This window comes from Corallococcus exercitus (assembly GCF_042231735.1).
Classification (GTDB): Bacteria; Myxococcota; Myxococcia; order Myxococcales; family Myxococcaceae; genus Corallococcus; species Corallococcus exercitus_B.
In genome coordinates this window covers 2,313,555-2,333,885 of the sequence record NZ_CP102577.1, presented here as the reverse complement: position 1 = coordinate 2,333,885, position 20,331 = coordinate 2,313,555, and the positions used below count along the sequence as shown (strand labels likewise).

Below are 20,331 nucleotides of genomic sequence, written 5' to 3'. Positions count from 1 at the left end.
GCGGTCAGGCTTCGTGGTCGGGCAGGAGCGTGAGGAGGAGTTCGTCGTCGGGACCCAGCGGGCGCCAACCGGCCGGAGGGGGCTGGGCGCGCAGGGTCGCCATGACCTGATCCGCACGCTCCTGATACGCATCAGGAATGTAGACGGACCATGAGCCGAGGGCCTTGGCGATTTGGAAGCGAGTCGCGTCGTCCACGACAGCTGGCCAGCCGTTGGGGAGACTCTGCGACAGCAGACGCGCCAGTGCATCCCGCACGAAACGTGTGACCTGCTTGCGCTGCTCCGCCTCGGCGAGCAATCCGCTCAACAACTGCACGCCAGCGACGTCGTCCTGGCCTAATTCTTCTGCCAATGCCACCAGTGGTACCGCAGGACGTGCATCAGCAAAGGCGGTGAGGGAATCGTAGCCACGCTCACGGACTCTCTCGTACAGGCGGGCTTTCCAGTTGCCCTGCCAGGCACGCCCGTCAGTCATCGGTTCCTCCCTGCTGTGAAGCGCATCGGAATGCCATAGAACTGCATGTTTTCCGCGACGGTGTTCAGGATTTCATTTCGCGTCAACGTGCGACCTGCTTCTCTCTCGGACGTCTTCAGGAGGCGCATGATCCATTGGTTCCACTCACGGGGCCATGTGCGCCCAAGGCGCCAGTCGCCGCCGCCGTGAATCGCCTCGTGGTGTGACTGCTCCAGCCGGACGCAGAACTGGTCGATGTCCATCTCGCCCTTGAACCCGCGTTGCTCGAACCACTCGCGGTGTTCCTGCGGGAGGACGTGGTGCCTGGGTGCGCTGGACATTCCGGCTCCGGCCCTGCCGGTCTCTCGCATGGCGCGAACCTCGGGACTGTCTCCCAATGCATCGCGCACGCCCTTGGGCAGGTCCTGCTTCGCCTGCGACATCAGCACTTGACCTGCGTGGATGCGGACCGCCGCGCTGACAACGGGCGCGGAGATGACGCCCGCCTGCACGAGCCCGCGCATCCGCTCGACCCACTCCGCGGTAACGACGACGCGTGAGCCCATCATCACGCCTCCCGTGCCCATCACGAGTCCCACCCCGAGCGTCATGGGGGCGGCCGGTGGTGGCCTGGGGAGGGTCGCCTTCAGTGCTGAAACCAGCGTGACCATTTCGAGGAACTGGGCCGCAGCGACGACCCGCCCGCCACGCTCCATTGCGACGCGTGCACCTTCCTGGATGGATTGAAACTCCCGGGTGAGTTGACCCATCAGCTCGGGCATTGCCGTCGCCGTGTCCTCCACTTCGGCAGGGTTCATGGATGCGAGCGCCGTCATGGCGGGATCGATCCGCTTCTGCACCCGGTCCAGGTCCACGAACAGCCGCTCGACTCCGTAGAAGGGACACTCCTGTCTCACGACCTCCGCGAGCCGCAGGAAGTCGATCCATGTTGCGAGAAGCATCGCACCGGACATCGCCGCCTGGAGACGAGGGCCTGTCATCCGGAGGACCGCCAACTGCATGTCCGGGTCCTCGATGGTCCTCGCGGCATCCGTGAGCGAAGTCGTGCGAACAATCGCGCCCCGGAGCCATGTCGACTGGCTGGAGCCGTAGTCCGTGTATCGCGTGAAGACGCCGTCAGAACCTCCCAGGCCCCGCGTGTTCTCCGCGAGCTTTGGAAGTGCCCTCTTGATGCCATCCACCGTGCCCTTCACGTCCCCAAGAGTCGCGTCGATCGCCTGACGGGTCAGCGGGGCGCTCAGGTTCCCGGTTTGCCGAGACCTCTCCTTCGTGGCCGGGAACCGTCGATGCTCCTGCGCGTCCTCGGGCGTGAACGCCGTTCCCTGACGGAGGACCCCTGCACCGCTCCGATAGGGCCGCGGTTCCACACCCGCGCATCCTGAAACCATCAGGACCGCGCACAGCGCCACGACACCTGGGTGCATTGTCATCCTGGCCAGCAGGAGCTGCTATCCGGGAAGCCGTACATCCGGCAGAGCCGCGGGCGGCGCACGACGTGCGGGACGTCGCGCTGGGAGCATGTCGATGAGCGACTGGGCCTCTGCCCAGCCCACGCTGGGCAGGATGACGTACGAACCCGCCACGTCGATTCGCACGTGCCCGATGCCGTAGCCGCGCTCCAGGGGACCCTGCCTCGCTCGGACGGACTGGATGCGGGAGCGCTGCACCACCGTCGTGCGCCTTCGCCAGAAGCCCTGGCGCACCACCACCAACGAGTCCGTGGCCAGCCATCCCTGGAAGCGCCAGTCGAACCAGGCGCCCAGCAGCTGCGCGGGCAGCAGGAGCCACGCCGCCGCTCCCCAGGCTCCCCAGAACCAGGTCGCGGGCACGGCCACCAGCACGCTCAGGCCCACCGCGCGGATCCGTGCCCGCAGGAGCGCCTTGGGATGCGCACCCTGGAAGGACAGGGCGTCGGGCAGCTCCGGGACGAACTCCTTCAACAGCTCCGGCATGCGCGCCGTGGGCACCACCGGCACCAGCAGCTCCGCCCGGTCCTCGGACTGCCTGCCCGTGCGAACGCCCGCCGTCTCCACCTCCACTGAACCGAAACCCAACGTCCGGCGCAGGAGCGGTTCGTCCAGCACCACCTGCTGGATGCGCGCCCGCCGCACCGTCACCTGCCGGTGCGTGAAGAGCCCGCCCACCGCTCGCAGGTGCGTGCCCGTGTCCACCAGCCGGAAGCCATGGAACTGCAACACCGCCCGCGCGCCACTCACCAGCCACAGGCCGAACAGTCCCGCGAGCGCCGCCACTGTCGCGGCCAGCCACCCCATGCCCGGTGCGGCCAGCGCCTCCCAGTGCGCCTCCATCCACGGCAGCAACAGCTTGTGGAACGTCTCGGCGATCTCATGCATCGCGCCCATCGCCACCGCGAGCACGCCCAGGCCCAGGGCGGTCGCGCCGTAGAGCAGCAGGCCGCCCAGGTGGGCCTCGGAGAGCACGCGCTCCTGCGGCGCGGCCTCGCCGGGCAGGAGCACCGCCTGCGTGCCTTCGCCGCGTATCGCCTGAAGTGCGTGGATCAGCGCCTGCGCATCCTCCGGCGTCAGCCCGCGCAGGTGGCCGTCCGCCTTGCCTCCGGAGGCCGTCTCCACCTTCACCTCCACCAGCCCCAGCAGCTTCGACACGAAGGGCTGCACCACCTCCGTGTTCTGCACGCGCGCGGCTTCGATGAAGCGCGAGGTGCGCGTGAAGATGCCGGAGCGGATCTCCAGCTGGGCGCCCACCACGCGGTAGCTCGTCGTAGCCACTTCATAGAGCCCGGCGGCGAGCAGCAGCACCGCCACGCACAGGACGAGCACCCAGAGGACCACCGGCACGCCGTACTCACCCGCGAAGTACGCGGGCAAGAGCACGCCCAGGAACATGCGGCCAATCGTGGCCGACAGGGGCAGCAGCGCCGCGAGCGGAGCCTTCCCGCTCAGCCGCTTCCACGGGACCTCCTCCGGAGGGGCCAGCGCCACCGGCTCAGACGACATCGTCGGCCTCGCGCCGCACCAGCCGCTCGCGCAGGGCATCCGCGGTCTCGCGCGTCAGGCCGGGAATCTCACCGTCCGCGCCGCTGCCCGCGGCCGTGTAGATCTGCAGGCGCGCCAGTCCCAGCGACCGCTCGATGGGGCCCTGGTGGACGTCCACGTGCTGGATGCGCCCCGCCGGGATGGACACCACCTCGTGCAGGAGCACGCCATGGGAGATGACCAGGTCGTGCTCGCGCAGCGCCCAGCCCCAGCGCTCGTGCGCCCGCTGCGGATACCATGCCGTCAACACGCTCAGCCCCAGCACCACCGCGCACGGCAGCAGGAACGGCCAGTGCTCGTTGCCCGCGAAGCTCAAGCCCAGCGCCACGGCGAACGTGATCGCCCCGAAGATGCCCATGCGCAGGAGCGCGCGGATGCGGAACAACGTGAGCGCTCCGCGAGGAAGGCGTTCCAGCGTCGGCAGAGGGGCGGTCATGGGAGGTCCTCCGGGGAAAACGCGAATCTACCCCATTCGTCCATTCCGCTGGATCCCCGCCCTGGGGATGCTCGGGATGCGTTGCTACGGGCGCTGACGCAGGCCGAACGCGGCCCGCTGCGAATCCTCGCAGGGGGCCACGCGGGTTCCGTCCGGCATGACGTGCGGACTGCTGGCCACGAGCCCACCGCCCTCGACGACCGCCGCGAGCGCGCGGTCCAGGTCGTCGACCGCGAAGTAGAAGAGCCAGTGCGGATGGATGTGGGGGAGGCGCGCGGTGCTACAGGCCGCGCCCACGCTGCGCGCGTCCTCGCGCCACGTGAACTGCTGATACGTCCCGACCTCGGGGGACAGCTGGAGTGCTTCCGTGGGGCGCCAGCCGAACACGCTGCTGTAGAGCGCGAAGGCGCGCTCCTGGTCGCTCGTGTGCAGCTCATGCCACGCCAGCGCTGGGTGCGTCGGATGCCCGGTCCGTGACGTCAACGCGACCACGGCACCGAACGGATCCCTCAGCACGGTGGACGGAACGCCCTCCGCGGACCTGCGCGGCGGTCCCAGCCGCTCGGCGCCCTGCGCGAGGAAGCGCTGCACGGAGGACTCCAGGTCGGGAACGTCGATGTGGCCCAGCCAATGGCTGGGAGCACCCCGGGCCGCGGCGGCTTCCGGCAGGAGGGTGACTTCACCCACGGAGGGCGTTCCCAGCACGTTCGAATAGAAGCGCCGCGCCTCGTCGGGCCGGGAGGTCCTGAGCTCGTACCAGCAGAAGCCGTTCGTCATCCGGCTTCTCGTAGTGGACGGGCTCGGAGGAGTAAAGCCTCGCTCAGGTGGTGGCGCTGGCGGAGTCCTGGGCGAGCACCTCACGGAGTTCGTCGACGGTGACGGAGAGGAGCACGGTGTCACTCACCGAATGCACCAGCCGCGTCGGCACGTAGATGCGCCCCGCGTGGAAGTAGTTCCAGTACACGCCAAACAGCTCGGCCGCCTCCGAGGACAACTTCACCTGGATGGAGTCGATCTTCCAGGTCTCGCTGTCGATGGACAGGGTCTCCACGTTCCCGAGCGCCTGTCCTCCCGCCGCGACGACCATGCGACCTTGGACGACGCTTTCCGCGAATTGCATGGGGGATGATCCTCCGTTCGCTCACAAAGATGGGGATGCCGCGGGCAAAGTGCCGCGATTCACCTGCGCATGCGCCGGACGGTGCTTCGCATGCTCGCCTTTCGAAGCAGGCGTGAGCCGGATGAGCTTCATCCGGGCGAGCAACCGCATCACCTGCCACGTGGGATCCAGCTCGAAGCGCCGGGCGGCGAAGTCAGGGCTCGCCGGCCGGGCGTGGTGGTTGTTCTGGAAGAGCTCGCCCATGCACAGCACGTCGACAGGGAGGGTGTTCCGCGATTCATCTCGGCTCGCGAAGTTGCGGTAGCCGTAGCGGTGTCCGCACCAGTTGACGATGGCGCCATGCACCGGCCCCATCACGAAGTGCATGGGCAGCAGCGCCCAGTGCCACGGCCGCGTCGCGAACCGCCGGTAGAACAGCGCGTAGAGCGCACCGAAGGCGATGCGCGTGGGCCAGCGGCTGAAGAGGCGGTCCACCGCGGGCCACTCCGGATAGCCCCCGAGGAAGCGCGGCTCGGCGGAGAGGCTCCGGGTCAGCAGGCCCGCGTAGCGGCGCGCCGTGTGGAGCATCATGCGCAGGGGGTTCTTCTGGTGCGCGGGGGAGTGCGGATCGCGTTCCGTGTCCGCGTACGCGTGGTGCTCGCGGTGGAGGATGGCGTAGGCGCGCGGATCGAGGTAGCTCGAGCCCTGCACCAGCGCCGTCGACAGGTGGAGCGCCCGCTCGGTGCGAGGCCCCATCGTGAACATGCGGTGCGCGGCGTAGCGGTGCTGGAAGAGGCTCTGGAAGAGGACGCTCAGGGACCAATGGGAGGCGAAGACGAAGGGGACCATGTGAAAGGAACCCCCCGCCGTGTCAGCCTCCTGTCAGGCGCCGCTCGAAACCCGCGCGAGCTGCTCCGACTCCTTCGGGGCCGCCTGGAACGGGCGGGCGTCCCAGGGCAGCACCAGGCTGAAGGTCGTCCCGGTGTCGGCGTCGCTCGTCAGCTCGACCGTTCCGCCGTGCGCCTGGGCGCACCCCCACACCAGCGTCAGTCCCAGCCCCCAACCCTTCGACCTCCCCGTCTGCGCGGAGCGGGTCCGGATGAAGGGCTTGAAGATGGTCTCCTGGTCGGCGCGAGCAATCACCGGTCCCTGGTTGTGCACGGAGGCTCGCGCTCCCATGGCCGTCGACGTGACGGTGAAGGTGATGGGAAGGTCGGCCGCTCCGTACTTGAGGGCGTTGGTGCCCAGGTTCCACAAGGCGCGGCGCAGCTCCTCGGCGCTCCAGATGCCCCGGACGCGCTCCTGCGCCTCGAGCACGAAGCGGTCTCCATGGAGCATCGTCAGCTCCTCGACGACGTCGCGGGCGATTCCTCCCAGGTCGCACGTGTCGAGCCGGAGCGGCAACCGTTGGCCCGCCTGGATGCGGTTGGTGTCGAGCAGGTCCCGCACCATCTGGTCCGCCCGTTCAATGTTCCGGTCGATCCTCAGCGCCAGGTCGCGCCGCGCCTCCAGCTTCTCCGGCGCCCGGATGAGCGCGTGGGCCCCCATCTTCGCCGAGGACAAGGGTCCGCGCAGGTCATGGGCCAGGATGGTGACGAACTGCTCGCGGAGGCCCCGCTCGGCCTGGAGCGCTTCGACCTTCTCCTGGAGGTTCGCGTACAGTTGGGCGTTCTCCAGGTGGATGCTCAGGTGTTGTCCCAGGGTCTGAAGCCGCTGCTTCTCCCGGCCGGTGAACCCACGGGTGTCGGTCAGTCCTACGTAGAGCACGCCCATCAGGGCCCGGTGGGCGGGCAGCCGGACTCCAAGCAGGGAGTGGATCCCTCCTTGCCGGAGCGTGTCGCTCACCTCGAGCGTCGTGGTCGTGGCATCCCAGAGGGAGTAGGTCTCCTCGCCCGCCGCCACGATGCTCCCGGGAAAGGTCTTCGGATCCAGGGAGGTCGCGTATTGCTCCAGCTGCTCGTTGGCGGCTCCCGCGGAGGCTGCGGTCACCAGGCGCTCGTCCTCCGGCTCGTAGAGCAACAGGGCAGCGCTCTGGGCGCCCATGGCCTCCAGGATGACCTCGAGCAGCTCCTTCAGCTGGTTCCGGCTCCCCGGCCCGTCCAGCCTGAGGGCTTCGCTGGCCACCTTCTGGAGGAGCCGCAGGTAGCGCTTCTCCGTCTGTTCTTCCTCCAGCAGGTGCTTGCCGAAGAGGTCCGTGACGCTCTCCATGGCGACGTGCAGCTCGGCGTAGAGCCGCTCGACGTCATGGCCGTCGGGCTGCTGGTCGGGAGGTGTATTGGCCCACATCTGGGTGATGCACCGTCCCAGGATGGCGAACTCCTCGACCACCTCCGCGACATGGAAGCCCTGGCGAAGCCGTGCGGATACATGGCTTTCAACGTGCTGCCGCTGCCTGTCATCGCCCTCTCCGCCCGAGGCCCGTGCTTCCGCGAGGGACGCGAGATAGACGGGCATGATGTTCCTGAACTCGGGCTTGTCCAGGCCTCGGGCCGACGCGGCCTGGGTTGCCTCCTCCATCCAGCACCGCATGATCTCCGCGTGGTTGGTCCGGATGATCTCCGCGATGCTCGCCATGGCCCTTCCCCTGTCACCAGAATCTCCTGGAGCCACGCAATCCCTGTCGGACTCGAGAAGAGAGCACGGCAGCTGGCGAGTGGTGATGAACAGAGATGAAAGGTGGTTGTCATCGGCCCCAAGCGCAATGCCTGGACCGGACGGGAAGACGTCCTTCCTCGGCGTGCAGGCAGCCGTGCTTCCACCGGGGGCTGCTCACACGTCGATGCCGTCCCGGCGCAGCTCGTCCGCGTTGGCGAGCTGCGCCTGCGTTCCCGGCGGCGGGGTGTACCAGCCCGGGTCCCCTTCGCCGTCCAGACGGTCGCGCACCTTGAGGATCGTGAACATGCCTCCCATGGTGATTTCGTCGTAGGGGCCCTTGCCGCCCACCATGGGGATGGAGTTCGCGGGCATGGGCATGTGGTGCATGCCCGCCATGTCCCCCATGCCGGTCTGTCCCATGGTCATGTAGCCGGGCAGCAGGGGCCGCACCTTGGCGTCCAGGCCCCCGGGCTTCACGCCGATCATGTTCGGCAGGTCGTGGCCCATCTGGTTCATCACGTGGTGGGTCATGTGGCAGTGCATGGCCCAGTCGCCGGGCTCGTCCGCCACGAACTCGATGGTGCGCGTGCTGCCCGTGGGCACCAGCACCGTCGTCTCCGGCCACTGCGCGCTCTCCGCGATGCGGCCTCCGTCCGTCTCCGTGATGCGGAACTGGTAGCCGTGCAGGTGGATGGGGTGGTGGTCCATCGCGCTCAGGTTGCCGAAGCGGATCCGCACCCGCTCGCCCTTGCGCACGACGAGCGGCTCCGTGCCGGGGAACGCCTTCGCGTTCATCGTCAGCACGTTGAAGTCCGTCATCTCGTTGGGGTCCGGACGCCGCGTGCCCGGGTCGATGCGCCACTCGTGCAGCATGATGGCGAAGTCCCGGTCCACGCGCGGCCCCACCTGTTTGCGCGGGTGGATGATGAACAGGCCCACCATGCCCATCGCCATCTGCGTCATCTCGTCGTGGTGCGAGTGATACATCCCCGTCCCTGACTGGCGCACCGTGAACTCGTAGCGGAACGTCTCCCCCGGCGCGATGGCCTTCTGGTTCAGCCCGCCCACGCCGTCCATGCCGCTGGGGAGCAGGATGCCGTGCCAGTGCACCGTGGTGGACGCGGGAAGCCGGTTCGTCACGTAGAAGCGCACGCGGTCGCCCTCCACCACCTCGATGGTGGGCCCGTGCACGTGGCCGTTGTAGCCCCAGCACAGGGCCTTGAGGCCGGGCGCGAACTCGTGCTCGACCTCCTCGGCCACCATGTGGAACACCTTCACGCCGCCCACGTCCTTCCACGGCAGCTTCGCGCCGTTGGGCACGACGACGGGCCGGTAGTCGCGGCCTGGCTTTCCGGGCGGCAGGTGCGACTGCCGCGCGACCTTGCCGCCCGTGTCCGCGGCCGAGCCTTCGCGCGGGCCGTGCGCGCCGGGCACGCTGGATTGAGCCTGGGCGGCGCGGCCTTGCATCAGCAGGGCGCCCGTCGCCAGCGTGGCGCCGGTGCGCGCGAGCAGGCTGCGGCGCGTGAGCGCGGAGGAGGTGTCGGGCCGCGTGTCCTCGGCGGGCCCTTGGGTTTCGTCAGTGGGCTTCATGGTGCTCATGGGTGGACTCAGGCGAAGGAGCAGGGGAGGGAGAGGGAGAGGGAATGGGCGCGGTGGGCAGGGGCAGGCGTCCGCCCACGAGGCGCTCCAGGTCGGCCCGCGCCATCCAGTAGTCGCGGACCGTCTCCAGGTAGGCCCTCCAGGCCTCCACCTGCTCGCGTCGCGCGATGAGGAGGGCGGGAAGGCCGATCTGCATGGCGTTGTACTGGCGTTGTGACTCCGCGACGATGGTGGTGCGCAGCGGGAGCACGACCTTCTGGTAGCGCTCCGCCATGTTCCGCAGCGTCACCAGCTTCGCCCTCGCGGCGCGCACCTCCGAGCGGGCGTTGACGGCCAGCTCCGTCAGCCGGGCCTCGCCCTGACGGTGCTGCGCTTCCAGCTTCGCGATGAGTGCCTGACGCTGGTCGAAGATGGGCAGCTCCAGCGACAGCGTGGGGCCCAGGAGGCGCGGCCCGTTCGCGTCGCGGTGCGTGTGTACGCCCACCTCCACGCGGCCGAAGAAGCGCGTGCTGCGCGCCAGCTCCAGCGCGTTCCACAACAGCGAGGCCTGCTTGCGGGCCGCGTCGATGTCCAGCCGCTGCCGGATGGCCAGCGTCTCCAGGCGCTCCAACGACGCCTCGGTGACGGGGACCTCGGGCAGCTTCCGCGACAGCGTCCACTGGACCCTGGGACCGTGCAGGCCCATCAGGCGGTTGAGGTGTTCGCGCGCTTCGACCAGCGCCAGCTCGTCCTGCGCCAGCTCCAGCCGCGCCTGCTCCAGCGCGGCCTGTTCAGTGGCCAGGGCCAGCTCCGTGATGTTGCCCGCGGTGCGCTGCTTGCCGGACAGGTCCGCCGCCGCGTCCGCGGCCTGGAGCACCTCGCGGCGCAGCGCGACCAGCTGCTGCCGGGCCTGCACCTCCGTGAACGTCTGGCGCACCTCCGCCGTGGTGACCAGCGCCTCGTGCGTGACGCGCAGCGTGTCCGCCAGGAACTGCTCCTTCGCCACGCGCTTGCGCAGGGGCAGCGTGAAGAGGTCCACGAAGCTCTGGACGATGGAGAACTCGTGCTCGATGCCGCCGTCCGAGGACAGCGGGAAGCCGATGCTCCCGTCGAAGGACGGATTGGTGAGCAGCCCGGCCTGCACCATGTCCGCCTGGGACACGCCCAGCTCCTCGTACGTCCCCTGGAGCGCGGGGTTGTTGAGCAGCGCCACCTCCACCGCGTGGTCCGACGTGAGGTCGCCGGCCAGCAGGGCATCCAGGTGTTGCTGTACCTGGGCGTCCTCGGGCGTCCCCTGGTTCCAACGCGTCTTCAAGCCTGTCCGCTCCTCCACGAGTGCCGCCACTTCCAGATGGCCGCGCTCCTTCTGGATGGAGGCGCAGCCACCGAGCAGCAGAACCGAGAGGAGCCAGGGAGATTTCCAGTGCACACGAGACCTCGAAAATGGGCGTGCCCGTACGGCAGCCAGGACACCGGCGGCTGTCGAGCAAGGCCCGGGCCATGACGTCCGGTACCGCAACCCCATGGAATGACGGCGTCCAGCGGAGCACGTTCCCATGGGCACTTCGGGTGGGGTGTGACCGCCAACGTCACACTGTGATGCGCGCGGCGGCGTCCATGCCCGCGGGCTCGAGCCGACCCACGCCCGGGATGAAGCGGCCCACGCGCGCCGCGTAGCGCTGATACGTGGCGCCGTGCAGGCGGAGCAGGTGGTCCTCCTCCAGCCGCACCTGGAGCGACACCAGGAGCAGGTAGTCGAGCCAGCCCATCACCGTCCACGCGCTCGGCGTCGCGAGCGTGATGCCCGTCACCACGATGAGCATTCCGCTGAAGATGGGGTTGCGCACGACGCCGAAGAGGCCGCCCGTCACCAGCTCCGTCCGCTCCGAGTCGATGCCGATGCGCCACGACGCGCCCATCTCCACCTGGGCCCGCACCGTGACGGCGAACCCGACGGCGACCAGGGCCCAGCCGCTCCACCGGAGCGCCTCCGGGACGTGCCACACGCCCAGCGCCGGCTCACCGAAGGCCAGGTGCGCCGCGCTCCACAGCACGATGGCCCCCATGAACAGCGCCATGCCCACGCCGATGACCCGCTGGAGCGGCGGTCCCGAGCGATGCAGCACCAGCGCGGGGCGGCCCGTGCGGCGGCGCAGGCGCACCGACGGCAACACCATGGCGAAGAGGAGGAAGGCGAGGGTGGCGGCGGGCAGGGCCGGCCGGGTGAAGGTGGCGACGTCCATATGGGGAGACCTCCAGCTGCGTTCCCCCACGCTGACGCCCGGAGCCGCGCGCTCTTACACCCGCATTTTCAAGCGGGCGCGCAGGCGCAGTCCACGCAGCCCTGCGCGCAGCAGTGGCCGCACAGCTCCACCAGCCGCCGGCCCAGGGCCTGCCGCGCGCGGTGCAGCCGCACGGCGGCGTTGTTGGCGGAGATGCCCGCCTCCTTCGCGTACCCGGCCACGGTCAGGCCCTCCAGGTCCACGCGGCGCACGGCCTCCGCGTACTCGGGCTTGAGCGTCCCCGCGAGCCCCGCCACGCAGCCGCACACCGTCGCCTCCAACCCCGAGGCGTCCGCCGTGGACAGCGGCTGTTCGTGGGCCAGCGACTCCAGCGCGGTGACCTCACGCTGGCCCCGGCGGTGGCGGTCCACCAGCGCGTTGCGCAGGAGCCGGTAGAACCAGGCCACCGCGCTCTGGTCCTCGCGCAGGGACTCGCCCTGCTCCATGCCCTTCACGAAGGCGGCCTGGAGCACCTCGCGCGCGGCCTCCTGGCTTCCCACACGCGGCGTGAGGAACGCGAGGAACGCATGGTGATGGCGCAGCAGCGTGTCGAGCGCCTCCGGTGACAGGCTCATGCCGGGGCCTTCCGCTGTGCCCTGCGCGCGGCGAGGCGCTCCTGGAAGCCATGCACCAGCGCGTAGAACGTGGGCAGGGCCAGCAGCGTGAACAGGGTGGACGTGACGAGCCCGCCCACCATCACCACCGCCAGCGGCCGTTCAATCTCCGTCCCGTGCAGCGGCAGCACCAGCAGCGGCAGCAGGCCGAGGATGGCCGTGGCCGCGGTCATCAGCTTGGGGCGCACGCGGCCGAGGCTCGCCTCGCGCACGGCCTCCGCGAAGGGCTTGCCCCGGCCCATCAGGTCCTTCGTCTGCGCCACGAGCACCAGGCCGTTCTGCACCGCGATGCCGAACAGACCGATGAGCCCCACCAGGCTGGACACGTTCCACGTCTCTCCCGCGAGCAACAGCGCGAGGATGCCGCCCACGAACGCGTCCGGCAAGGTGGCCAGGATGACCAGCGCCTCCGCCACCGAGTCCAGCGCGAGGTAGAGCAGGACGAACACCGCGAGCAGCGCCACGGCGATGGCCACCGTCAGCGCCTGCGCCGCGCGCTCCTGGCTCTCCACCTTGCCGCCCACGTCCACGAAGTAGCCCGTGGGCAGCTTCAACTGCGTGGCCAGCACCTCCCGCACCTCCGCCGCGGTACTGCCCAGGTCGCGGCCGGACACGCCCGCCTCCACCGCGATGCGCCGGCTGCCCGCCTCGCGGCGCACGCTGCCCGCGCCGGAGGTCTCCTCGATGGTGGCCAGCTGGCTCAGGGGGATGCGCGTGCCGTCGTGCCCGTCCACCAGCAGGTTGCGCAGGGCGTTCACGTCGCCCCGGCGGTGGTCCGCCAGCCGGAGCACCAGGTCGTAGCGGCGCTGGCCCTTCCAGATCTGCGCGGCCTCGTCACCCACCAGCCCCACGCGGACGGCCCGGATGACGTCCCCGGGCGTCAGGCCCACGCGCGCCACCGCCGCGCGGTTCACCGCGATGCGCAGCTGGGGCAGGCCGCTCAGCCGCTCCGCCCGCAGGTCCTCCACGCCGTCCACCTTCGCCATCAACACGCGCGTGCGCTCCGCGAGCTCCGCCAGCGTGTCCAGGTCCGGCCCGAAGATGCGCACGGAGAGATCCGCGGGGCTGCCTCCCAGCCCCTCGTCGATGCGCATGCCCAGCGGCGTGGTGAAGAGCACCGACACGCCGGGCACCTTCTCCACCGCCTCGCGCATCCGCGACTCCAGCGCCTCGCGACCGCCAATCGAGTTCTTCTTCAGGACCACCAGCACGTCCGACAGCGTGTGGGGCATGGGGTCCTCGGTGCGCTCGGCGCGGCCGGTGCGGCGCACCACGTCCTCCACCTCCGGGAACTCGCGCAGCACGTCCTCCACGCGGTGGTTGAGGCGGTCCACTTCATCAAGCGACGCCTCCGGCGGCAGCACCGTCTGGAGCAGGAACGCGCCTTCGTCCAGCCGGGGCATGAAGTCGCTGCCCACCATGAAGGCCAGGCCCAGCGCGGGCACGGTGATGGCCAGCGCCACCACGCGCACCCGCCCCGCGTGACGCATGCACGTGTCCAGGAGCGGCGCGTACGCGGCCTTCACCTTGCGGATGAGCCACACGTCCTCCGGCGAGTCCTCGCGCGGCGCGCGCAAGAGGAGCCCCGACACCACCGGCACCAGCGTGAGCGCCAGCGCCAGCGACGCGGCCAGGCACGCCACCACCGCCGCCGCGAGCGGCTGGTACATGCGGCCCTCGATGCCCGTCATCGAGAACAGCGGGATGAACACCGCGACGACGATGAGCGTGGCGAAGGCGATGGGGCGGCCCACCTCCAGCGCCGCCGCCAGCGCCTCGTCGCGCACCGAGCGGCGGCCCTTGCCCTCGCGCAGGTCGTGGATGACGTTCTCCACGACGATGATGGCCGCGTCCACCAGCAGGCCCACCGCGATGGCCAGCCCGCCCAGCGTCATCGTGTTCAACCCGATGCCGGCGGCCTTCAGCAAGAGGCCCGCCAGCGCCAGCGACAGGGGCAGGGTGAGCGTGACGATGAGCGCCGCGCGCCAGTCCCCCAGCAGCAGGAAGAGCACGCCCACCACCAGGAACGCCCCCAGCAGGATGGCCCGGCCCACGCCTCCCAGCGCGGAGCCCACCAGCTCCGACTGGTCGTAGACGACGCGCAGCTTCACGCCCGGCGGCAGCGAGCGGCGCAGCTCCTCGATGGCCGCGCGCACGCCTTCCGCCACCCGCACGGTGTCCGCGCCGAACTGCTTGCTCACGCGGCAGCTCACCACCTCGCCCTGGAGCCGGTGCGCCATGCCCCGGCGCGGCGCGGGGGCCTCGCGCACGTCCGCCACGTCCCCCAGCAGCACCGGCGTCCCGTCCCGAAGCGCGACCACGGTGTTGTTCAGGTCCTCCACCGTCTCCGCCCGGCCCACCGCGCGCACGGCCCACTCCATGGGCCCTTGTGTGACGAAGCCTCCGGACGCGTTGACGCTGGCGCCCTCCAGGCCGTGTTGGACCTCGTCCAGGGTGATGCCTCGCGCCACCAGTTGATCCGGATCCAGCAGCACCTGGAACTGGCGCAGGTAGCCGCCCAGCCGCTCCACGCCCGCGACGCCGGGCACCGCGAGCAGCCGGTTCTTGATGTCGAACTCCGCCAGGTCGCGCAGCGCCATCAGGTCCGCGCTGCCGGGGTCCGCCTCCAGCGTGAACTCGAAGACTTCATTGAGCCGGCCGGTGAGGCTGGACACGAGCGGCGCGTCGGTGCCGGGCGGCAGCTCGCCCTCCACCTGCGCCACGTGCTCCGCCACGTACTGGCGGCTGCGGAAGTAGTCCGCGTCCGGTTCGAACTCCACCGTCACCTGCGTGACGCCCAGCTGCGAGGTGGAGCGGATGCGGCGCACCTGGGGCAGGCCCGCGAGCGCCACCTCCATGGGGATGGCCACCGCCGTCTCCAGCTCCTCGGCGCCCATGGCCGGGTTCTGCACGATGACGTTGAAGATGGGCGCGGACAGGTCCGGGAACACGTCCTGGCGCAGGTTGCGGAGCGCCACCGCGCCGAAGGCCGCCAGCGCCAGGACGACGAGCACCGTCAGCCCGGGCCGGGCGAAGGACGCGCGGAGGATGCGCCCCGGCAGCGACACGCGCGGCTCAGTGGCCATGTTCGTCGCCTCCGCCCTCGGACTTCTCCACCTCGGCCTTGAGCAGGAACGCGCCCTCCACCACCACCTCGTCGCCCACGACGAGCCCCGAGAGCACCTCCACCTGCGTGCCCAGGCTGCGGCCCCGGCCCACCTCGCGCTGCTCGAAGACGCCGGCCTCCGCCGTGGGGAGGAACACCACCCAGCCGTTCTCCAGCCGCTGGAGCGCCGCCGCCGGCACCGCGGTGAGCGTGGCGCCCGGATCTCCCAGGGGGATGGAGGCGGACGCGGACATGCCCGGCCGCAAGAGCCCCTTGCCGTTGTCCAGCTCCAGGCGCACGGGGATGGTCCGGCTGCGCGGATCCACCCCCTGGCCCACGTGGCCCACCTTCGCGCTGAACTCCTGGCCCGGGAACGCGGCGAAGGTGACGCGCGCCTCCGCCCCGGGCTTCAGCCGCACGGCGTCCCGCTCGAACGCGTGGACGACGAGCCACAGCGACGACAGGTCCCCGATGCGGAAGAGCGCCTGCGACGGATCCGCCATCTGCCCCAGCCGCGCGGTGCGCTCCACGACGGTGCCGGCGATGGGCGCCTTGAGCACGAAGCCCGACGTGCCCTCGCCCGCGGCGCCGCCCGCGCCCAGGGCCGTCAGCGCGGCCTTCGCGGCGGCGACCTCCGCCTCCGCCGCGGCGGCGTCCGCTTCGGCGGCCTGCACGTCCTTGCGCGCGACGATGCGCTCCTCGGCCAGCGAGCGCTTGCGGTCCGCGGCCTGCCGGGCGGCGGTGGCGCGGGCCTGCGTGGCCTGGAGGTCCGCGCGGGCCCGGCCCAGCTCCGGGCTCTGGAGCTCCGCCAGCCGCTGGCCCTGCTTCACCGCCTGGCCCGTCGTCACGGCGACGGAGGCCACGCGCGCGGAGACGGGCGAGGACACCTCCGCGTAGGCGTCCTCGCTGAAGGTCAGCTCTCCCAGCGCGGTGACGCTCTCTCCACCCGGGCGGGCCTCCACCTTCGCGGTGGTGACGCGCAGGTCGCGGAGCATCTCCTGCGGGACGTGCACGTGGATGACGTCCCCGGACTCGACGTGGAGCTTCTCCGGGGCTCCCTCCTCGTGCCCGTGTTCATGGGCATCTTCATGTTCCCCCTTGGAGGACTTGCAGGCGGTGAGGCCCACGAGGGCGGCGAGCAGCAGCAGGGTGGGCTTCATGGCAGGACTCCGGTTTCCACTTCGAGCTGCACTCGGGCGAGCGCCACGCGCAGGAGGCCGTCGAGCCACGCGGCCCGCGCCTCCAGCGTGTCGCGACGGATGAGGAGGAAGGCGGCGAGGTCCATCTCGCCGGCGTCGTAGGAGCGCTGCGCCAGCGCTTCGTTGTCGTCCAGCAGCGGCAGGACTTCTTCCAGGGCCGCGAGGGCGTCGCGGCTCGCGCGGTAGCGGTCGGTCGCGGCCTGGACCTGGGCGGGCACGACGACGCGCGCGGCGCGGAGCTCTCCCTCCGCGCGGCTGGCGTCCGCTTCGCCCACGAGGCGCGCTTCCTGTCCTCGGGCGAAGAGGGGCAGGGGCACGCTGAGCGTTCCCAGGAACACCGTCTCGTCCGCCTCCTTCTGGTAGCGCACGCCCAGCGCCACGTCCGGCAGCACCTGCCGCCGGCCCAGCGTCGCGGCGGCCTTCGCCCGAGCCTGCTCCTGCTCCAGGGCCACCAGGTCCGCGCGCGCTCCAACGCCCTCCGGCGCCGTGCGAGGCGCCGCCCGCGCGAGGCTCCGCAGGTCATCGTCGTAGGTGACGGAGCTCCCCGCGCGTTGGCCCAGGCGCCCCTCCAGCTCCGCCCGCAGCGCGGAGAGCTCGCCCTGCGCGACCCGGGCCGCCGCGCGGGCCCGGGCATGCGCCACCTTCGCCACGTTGACGTCCACCGCCGGCACGTCGCCGGCCTCGTAGCGCCGCTCCGTGGCCTGGACCGTGCGCGCCGTCGCTTCCGTCGCGGCGTTCACCAGCTTCAGGTGCTCCCGGGCCTCCAGCAGGCGCAGGTACGCCGCGGCCACGTCCCCCAGCACCCGCCGTTCCGCGTCGCGCAGGCGGGCCTCTTCCATGGACAGGCCGGCGCGCGCCGCCTCCCGTCGCAGCCCCTGCTTGCCTCCGAGCTCGAAGGGCTGCGCCAGCCCCACCGCGACGTCCAGCCCGGAGTCGCCACTGGCCAGCCGGCGCGGCCCGACCTGGAAGTCGAACTGGGGGTTCTCGCGCAGCAGCGGCGCGGCGCTCGCCACGGGCCCCTGGGCGGCCTTCACGCGCGCCCGGGCCTCCACCAGCGCCGGGGCGTGCTGGCGTGCCAGGGCGAAGGCGTCCTGGAGGGTGATGCGGGAGGGATCCGCGGCGCCTGGGCGCGGACAGAGCAGGGCGGCGGCCAACCCGAGGGCGGCCGTCGCGGAACGGATGGACACGGAGGAAGACCTCTTCGGAAGAAGGCGGGCCGCGCGCACCCATGCACCTGGACAAGCAGCCAGGGCACACCGGTGGCGGGGCGCGTGCGAACGACGGCGGACGCGGGCCTAGACGAGAGGAACTATGGGGGGGTGCAGGATGTCATCCGCGTCGGCGGACGACGGCTCGGTGTCGTCGAGCGGGATGGGGGGCTCCCGGAACGCGGAGGCCACGAGGCCCGGCAGCGGCACGGCGACGGCCAGGGGCCTCACGTGCGTGCAGCAGGCGCAGTCCACGCAGGTGGGGGCGCACTGGCCTTGCGCGTCGTCATCCGCGCAGCCGGTGAGGCACGTCTCCGCCTGCTGCGCCGGCCCGAGGGCATGCGCGAGTCCGCCCCCCACGGGAGCGAGCAGCATCAGGCAGATGAAGAGCCAGAGTCGGAGCACCGGGGCGGTCTTCTAGCACGCCCCGGCGGAAGTCCATACGTCAGGAAGGGCAGGGCGAGCGGCGCGAGGAGCGCTGCTCAGCCGCCAATGCCCTTGCGCAGCCGGGCCCAGTCGAAGTTGGCCGCCGGGTCGTCCTTGCGGCCCTTGGGCACGGCCACGTCCTTGTGCCCGACGATGTTGTTCGCCGGCACCTTGTACTCCTGCTTCAGGTAGCCCACGAGCTGCGTCAGCGACTTGTACTGCGCGTCGGTGAAGGCCGTCTTGCCGCTGCCGTCGTTGACGATCTCGATGCCGATGGAGCGCGCGTTCACGTCCGTGGGCACGCCGTGCAGCTCGCCCTTGCCCGCGTGCCAGGCGCGCTTCGAGTCACCCACGAGCTGGTAGATCTTCCCGTCGCGGTCCAGCATGTAGTGCGCGGACACCTTGCTGTCCGGGTTGCGCATCCACGCCATGTCCGCGGAGCCCTTGTTGGTGCCCGTGTGGTGCAGCACGATGGCGTCGATGTCCGCGCCGTTGCGCGAGTCGCTGTTGGGCGAGGGCGCGCTGATGACCGCGGGCTTGGTGAACTTCCCCGGCTGCGTGGGCGGGGGCGTCGTCGTCTTCGCGAGCGCCTTCTTCAGCGCCGCCGCCGTCTGCTCCCCGTAGTAGCCGGTGGTGGGCACCTTGTGGTCGCCCTGGAACTTCTTCACCGCCGCCTCGGTCGCCGGCCCGAACGAGCCCGTGCCCGTGTTCATCTGCGCCTGCGTCAGGTAGCCCAGCTTCACCAGCCCCTGCTGCAGCTGCTTCACCTTCGCCCCCGAGTCACCCTTGCCCAGGCCCGCCGGCGGCGCCGTGAGGGCGGTGGACGCGGCCGCCGCGCGCGGGGCGACGGCGTTGGCGCGAGGGGCCGTGCCGGTGCTCGCGGGCGCGGAGGTGGGGGCGCGGGGGGCCGTGGTGCGGACAGTCATGGCGGAAAATCCCGGGAAGAATGGACAGCAATCGCTTCCGCGATTATCGGCCTGGGGGCCCGGAAGTTGTGTGCCGGGGGGAATCGTCGTCGCGTCAGGACCCCGTGGCGCGGCGCGGCGACTCGGTGCGGCCGCTCGCTTCCCCGCGCACCAGGCCGTACGGGTCCAGCGGATCCCCGCCCAGCGACTCCAGCGCCACCAGGGTGCCCAGGCCCATGCGCCGCGCGTGCTCCAGCAACAGGCGCGTCACCACGTGGTCCTCCAGCGCATGGCCGGTGGAGTCGAACACCGTGTTGCGCTCGCGCCAGCCCTGGAACTCCTCCGGCTGCTGCACCACGGTGGCCAGGTCCGGGCCAATCTGATCCGGGTGGAGCTGCTGGCACTCGCCCTCCAGGCGCGCCTGGGCGGGGAAGTCCGGCACGACGAGGCTGCGGCGCAGCAGCGCCAGGGGCAGCTCCGCCTTGCCCGGTTGATCCGAGCCCACCGCGTTGACGTGCGCGTGCGGCTGCAGCGCGTGGCCGGAGATGACGGGCCCGGCGCCCGGGGCGACGGTGGTGGCGGTGCAGAGGATGTCCGCGCGCGTCTCCAGGTCCGGCAGGAGCGTGGGCCGCACGTCCAGCCCCAGGAACGCCACGCGCCGCACGAAGGAGCGCGCCGCGTCCGCGTCGGTGTCGTGCACCAGCACCTGCTCCAGCCGGAACACGCGGCTGAGCGCGTGCAGCTGCGAGACGGCCTGCGCGCCGCAGCCCACCAGCCCCAGCACCCGGCTGTCCGCAGACGCCAGGTAGCGGCTGGCCACCGCCGACGCGGCCCCGGTGCGCAGCGCCGTGGCGAACACGCCGTCCATCACCGCCGCCAGGTGGCCCGTCTTCACGTCGTAGACGCTGTGGGTCGCGACCAGCGTGGGCAGCCCCGCGTCCCCCCGGTTGCTGGGGAGGGAGGACGCCACCCGCACCGTCAGGCTGTCCCCGCGCCGCAGGGCCGGCATCCAGCCAATCACCCCGGACGGGCGCGGCTGGCTCACCACCTGGAAGCCCTCCCGCTTGGGGACCTGCAGGACGGATTCGTCCAGCTCCCGCAGCGCCACGGTGAGCGCCTGGATGAGTTCGTCCATCAGGACGTCCAGCCCCACGCCCTCCACGAGCGCGCGCAGGTCAGGAGGGCCGAGCAGGAGGGTGCGAGGAGCCGGGTGAGTCATGTGTGCGGAGTCTACGCCCCTGACAGGAATTGCAATGGGTCAGTTTTGAACAGGAATTCCTGTCTCGCTGTGCCTTTTGAATACAGGTGCAGGGAACAACGCGAAGCGGGGGCGGTGTTGGAAGCAGGCGCTCAACGACCGGCGGACCGGCGAAGCCCCGGCTGCCTGCCCGCCG

The 20,331-nt window shown here is 71.0% G+C and carries 18 protein-coding genes; all 18 read right to left on the bottom strand.

Annotated elements, in window-relative coordinates; genetic code table 11:
- Positions 1–4: 4 nt before the first annotated feature.
- Positions 5–475 (bottom strand): NUDIX hydrolase, encoded by a 471-nt coding sequence (locus tag NR792_RS08725; protein ID WP_375759605.1) that lies wholly within the window; start codon positions 473–475, stop codon positions 5–7.
- Positions 472–1,656 (bottom strand): DUF2380 domain-containing protein, encoded by a 1,185-nt coding sequence (locus NR792_RS08720; RefSeq protein ID WP_375759604.1) that lies wholly within the window; start codon positions 1,654–1,656, stop codon positions 472–474. Before NR792_RS08720 ends, NR792_RS08725 begins: the two co-directional genes overlap by 4 nt.
- A 267-nt stretch (positions 1,657–1,923) precedes the next feature.
- Positions 1,924–3,450 carry a PH domain-containing protein gene (locus tag NR792_RS08715; RefSeq protein WP_375759603.1) on the bottom strand — a complete coding sequence of 509 codons (1,527 nt, stop codon included), beginning with the start codon at positions 3,448–3,450 and terminating at the stop codon, positions 1,924–1,926.
- The gene (locus NR792_RS08710; RefSeq protein WP_375759602.1) at positions 3,440–3,925 is read right to left on the bottom strand and encodes a PH domain-containing protein; all 486 of its coding nucleotides are present in this window, start codon (positions 3,923–3,925) and stop codon (positions 3,440–3,442) included. Before NR792_RS08710 ends, NR792_RS08715 begins: the two co-directional genes overlap by 11 nt.
- 84 nt (positions 3,926–4,009) lie before the next feature.
- A complete protein-coding gene (locus NR792_RS08705) occupies positions 4,010–4,702 on the bottom strand; it encodes a VOC family protein (RefSeq protein WP_375759601.1) in 693 nt (230 codons plus the stop codon).
- Positions 4,703–4,745: 43 nt separating this feature from the next.
- Entirely contained in the window at positions 4,746–5,045 is a 300-nt protein-coding gene (locus tag NR792_RS08700) for a PRC-barrel domain containing protein (protein WP_375759600.1), read from the bottom strand.
- Positions 5,046–5,066: 21 nt separating this feature from the next.
- Positions 5,067–5,873 (bottom strand): acyl-CoA desaturase, encoded by an 807-nt coding sequence (locus NR792_RS08695; protein WP_375759599.1) that lies wholly within the window; start codon positions 5,871–5,873, stop codon positions 5,067–5,069.
- A gap of 33 nt (positions 5,874–5,906) precedes the next feature.
- The gene (locus tag NR792_RS08690) at positions 5,907–7,598 is read right to left on the bottom strand and encodes an ATP-binding protein (RefSeq protein WP_375759598.1); all 1,692 of its coding nucleotides are present in this window, start codon (positions 7,596–7,598) and stop codon (positions 5,907–5,909) included.
- Between the two features lie 195 nt (positions 7,599–7,793).
- The gene (locus tag NR792_RS08685) at positions 7,794–9,218 is read right to left on the bottom strand and encodes a multicopper oxidase family protein (RefSeq protein ID WP_375759597.1); all 1,425 of its coding nucleotides are present in this window, start codon (positions 9,216–9,218) and stop codon (positions 7,794–7,796) included.
- Positions 9,196–10,512 carry a TolC family protein gene (locus tag NR792_RS08680; RefSeq protein ID WP_375759596.1) on the bottom strand — a complete coding sequence of 439 codons (1,317 nt, stop codon included), beginning with the start codon at positions 10,510–10,512 and terminating at the stop codon, positions 9,196–9,198. Before NR792_RS08680 ends, NR792_RS08685 begins: the two co-directional genes overlap by 23 nt.
- Before the next feature lie 274 nt (positions 10,513–10,786).
- Positions 10,787–11,440, bottom strand: coding sequence for a methyltransferase family protein (locus NR792_RS08675; protein WP_375759595.1), 654 nt, complete (start codon positions 11,438–11,440; stop codon positions 10,787–10,789).
- 68 nt (positions 11,441–11,508) lie between these two features.
- The gene (locus NR792_RS08670) at positions 11,509–12,054 is read right to left on the bottom strand and encodes an RNA polymerase sigma factor (RefSeq protein WP_375759594.1); all 546 of its coding nucleotides are present in this window, start codon (positions 12,052–12,054) and stop codon (positions 11,509–11,511) included.
- Positions 12,051–15,179: an efflux RND transporter permease subunit gene (locus NR792_RS08665; protein ID WP_375759593.1), complete on the bottom strand. Its 3,129-nt coding sequence runs from the start codon at positions 15,177–15,179 to the stop codon at positions 12,051–12,053. The genes NR792_RS08670 and NR792_RS08665 overlap by 4 nt, the downstream gene beginning before the upstream one ends.
- The gene (locus NR792_RS08660) at positions 15,169–16,359 is read right to left on the bottom strand and encodes an efflux RND transporter periplasmic adaptor subunit (protein ID WP_375759592.1); all 1,191 of its coding nucleotides are present in this window, start codon (positions 16,357–16,359) and stop codon (positions 15,169–15,171) included. Before NR792_RS08660 ends, NR792_RS08665 begins: the two co-directional genes overlap by 11 nt.
- Positions 16,356–17,585, bottom strand: coding sequence for a TolC family protein (locus NR792_RS08655; RefSeq protein WP_375759591.1), 1,230 nt, complete (start codon positions 17,583–17,585; stop codon positions 16,356–16,358). Before NR792_RS08655 ends, NR792_RS08660 begins: the two co-directional genes overlap by 4 nt.
- Positions 17,586–17,693: 108 nt before the next feature.
- Positions 17,694–18,011 (bottom strand): hypothetical protein, encoded by a 318-nt coding sequence (locus NR792_RS08650; protein WP_375759590.1) that lies wholly within the window; start codon positions 18,009–18,011, stop codon positions 17,694–17,696.
- A gap of 77 nt (positions 18,012–18,088) precedes the next feature.
- Entirely contained in the window at positions 18,089–18,958 is an 870-nt protein-coding gene (locus NR792_RS08645; protein ID WP_375759589.1) for an N-acetylmuramoyl-L-alanine amidase, read from the bottom strand.
- A gap of 94 nt (positions 18,959–19,052) precedes the next feature.
- The gene (locus NR792_RS08640; RefSeq protein ID WP_375759588.1) at positions 19,053–20,156 is read right to left on the bottom strand and encodes an ornithine cyclodeaminase family protein; all 1,104 of its coding nucleotides are present in this window, start codon (positions 20,154–20,156) and stop codon (positions 19,053–19,055) included.
- Positions 20,157–20,331 lie beyond the last annotated feature (175 nt).

Coding starts and splice junctions, on each gene's coding strand:
- NR792_RS08725 (WP_375759605.1), bottom strand. CDS start 475: ATGACTGACGGGCGTGCCTGGCAGGGCAACTGGAAAGCCCGCCTGTAC.
- NR792_RS08715 (WP_375759603.1), bottom strand. CDS start 3,450: ATGTCGTCTGAGCCGGTGGCGCTGGCCCCTCCGGAGGAGGTCCCGTGG.
- NR792_RS08710 (WP_375759602.1), bottom strand. CDS start 3,925: ATGACCGCCCCTCTGCCGACGCTGGAACGCCTTCCTCGCGGAGCGCTC.
- NR792_RS08705 (WP_375759601.1), bottom strand. CDS start 4,702: ATGACGAACGGCTTCTGCTGGTACGAGCTCAGGACCTCCCGGCCCGAC.
- NR792_RS08700 (WP_375759600.1), bottom strand. CDS start 5,045: ATGCAATTCGCGGAAAGCGTCGTCCAAGGTCGCATGGTCGTCGCGGCG.
- NR792_RS08695 (WP_375759599.1), bottom strand. CDS start 5,873: ATGGTCCCCTTCGTCTTCGCCTCCCATTGGTCCCTGAGCGTCCTCTTC.
- NR792_RS08690 (WP_375759598.1), bottom strand. CDS start 7,598: ATGGCGAGCATCGCGGAGATCATCCGGACCAACCACGCGGAGATCATG.
- NR792_RS08685 (WP_375759597.1), bottom strand. CDS start 9,218: ATGAGCACCATGAAGCCCACTGACGAAACCCAAGGGCCCGCCGAGGAC.
- NR792_RS08675 (WP_375759595.1), bottom strand. CDS start 11,440: ATGGACGTCGCCACCTTCACCCGGCCGGCCCTGCCCGCCGCCACCCTC.
- NR792_RS08670 (WP_375759594.1), bottom strand. CDS start 12,054: ATGAGCCTGTCACCGGAGGCGCTCGACACGCTGCTGCGCCATCACCAT.
- NR792_RS08665 (WP_375759593.1), bottom strand. CDS start 15,179: ATGGCCACTGAGCCGCGCGTGTCGCTGCCGGGGCGCATCCTCCGCGCG.
- NR792_RS08660 (WP_375759592.1), bottom strand. CDS start 16,359: ATGAAGCCCACCCTGCTGCTGCTCGCCGCCCTCGTGGGCCTCACCGCC.
- NR792_RS08645 (WP_375759589.1), bottom strand. CDS start 18,958: ATGACTGTCCGCACCACGGCCCCCCGCGCCCCCACCTCCGCGCCCGCG.
- NR792_RS08640 (WP_375759588.1), bottom strand. CDS start 20,156: ATGACTCACCCGGCTCCTCGCACCCTCCTGCTCGGCCCTCCTGACCTG.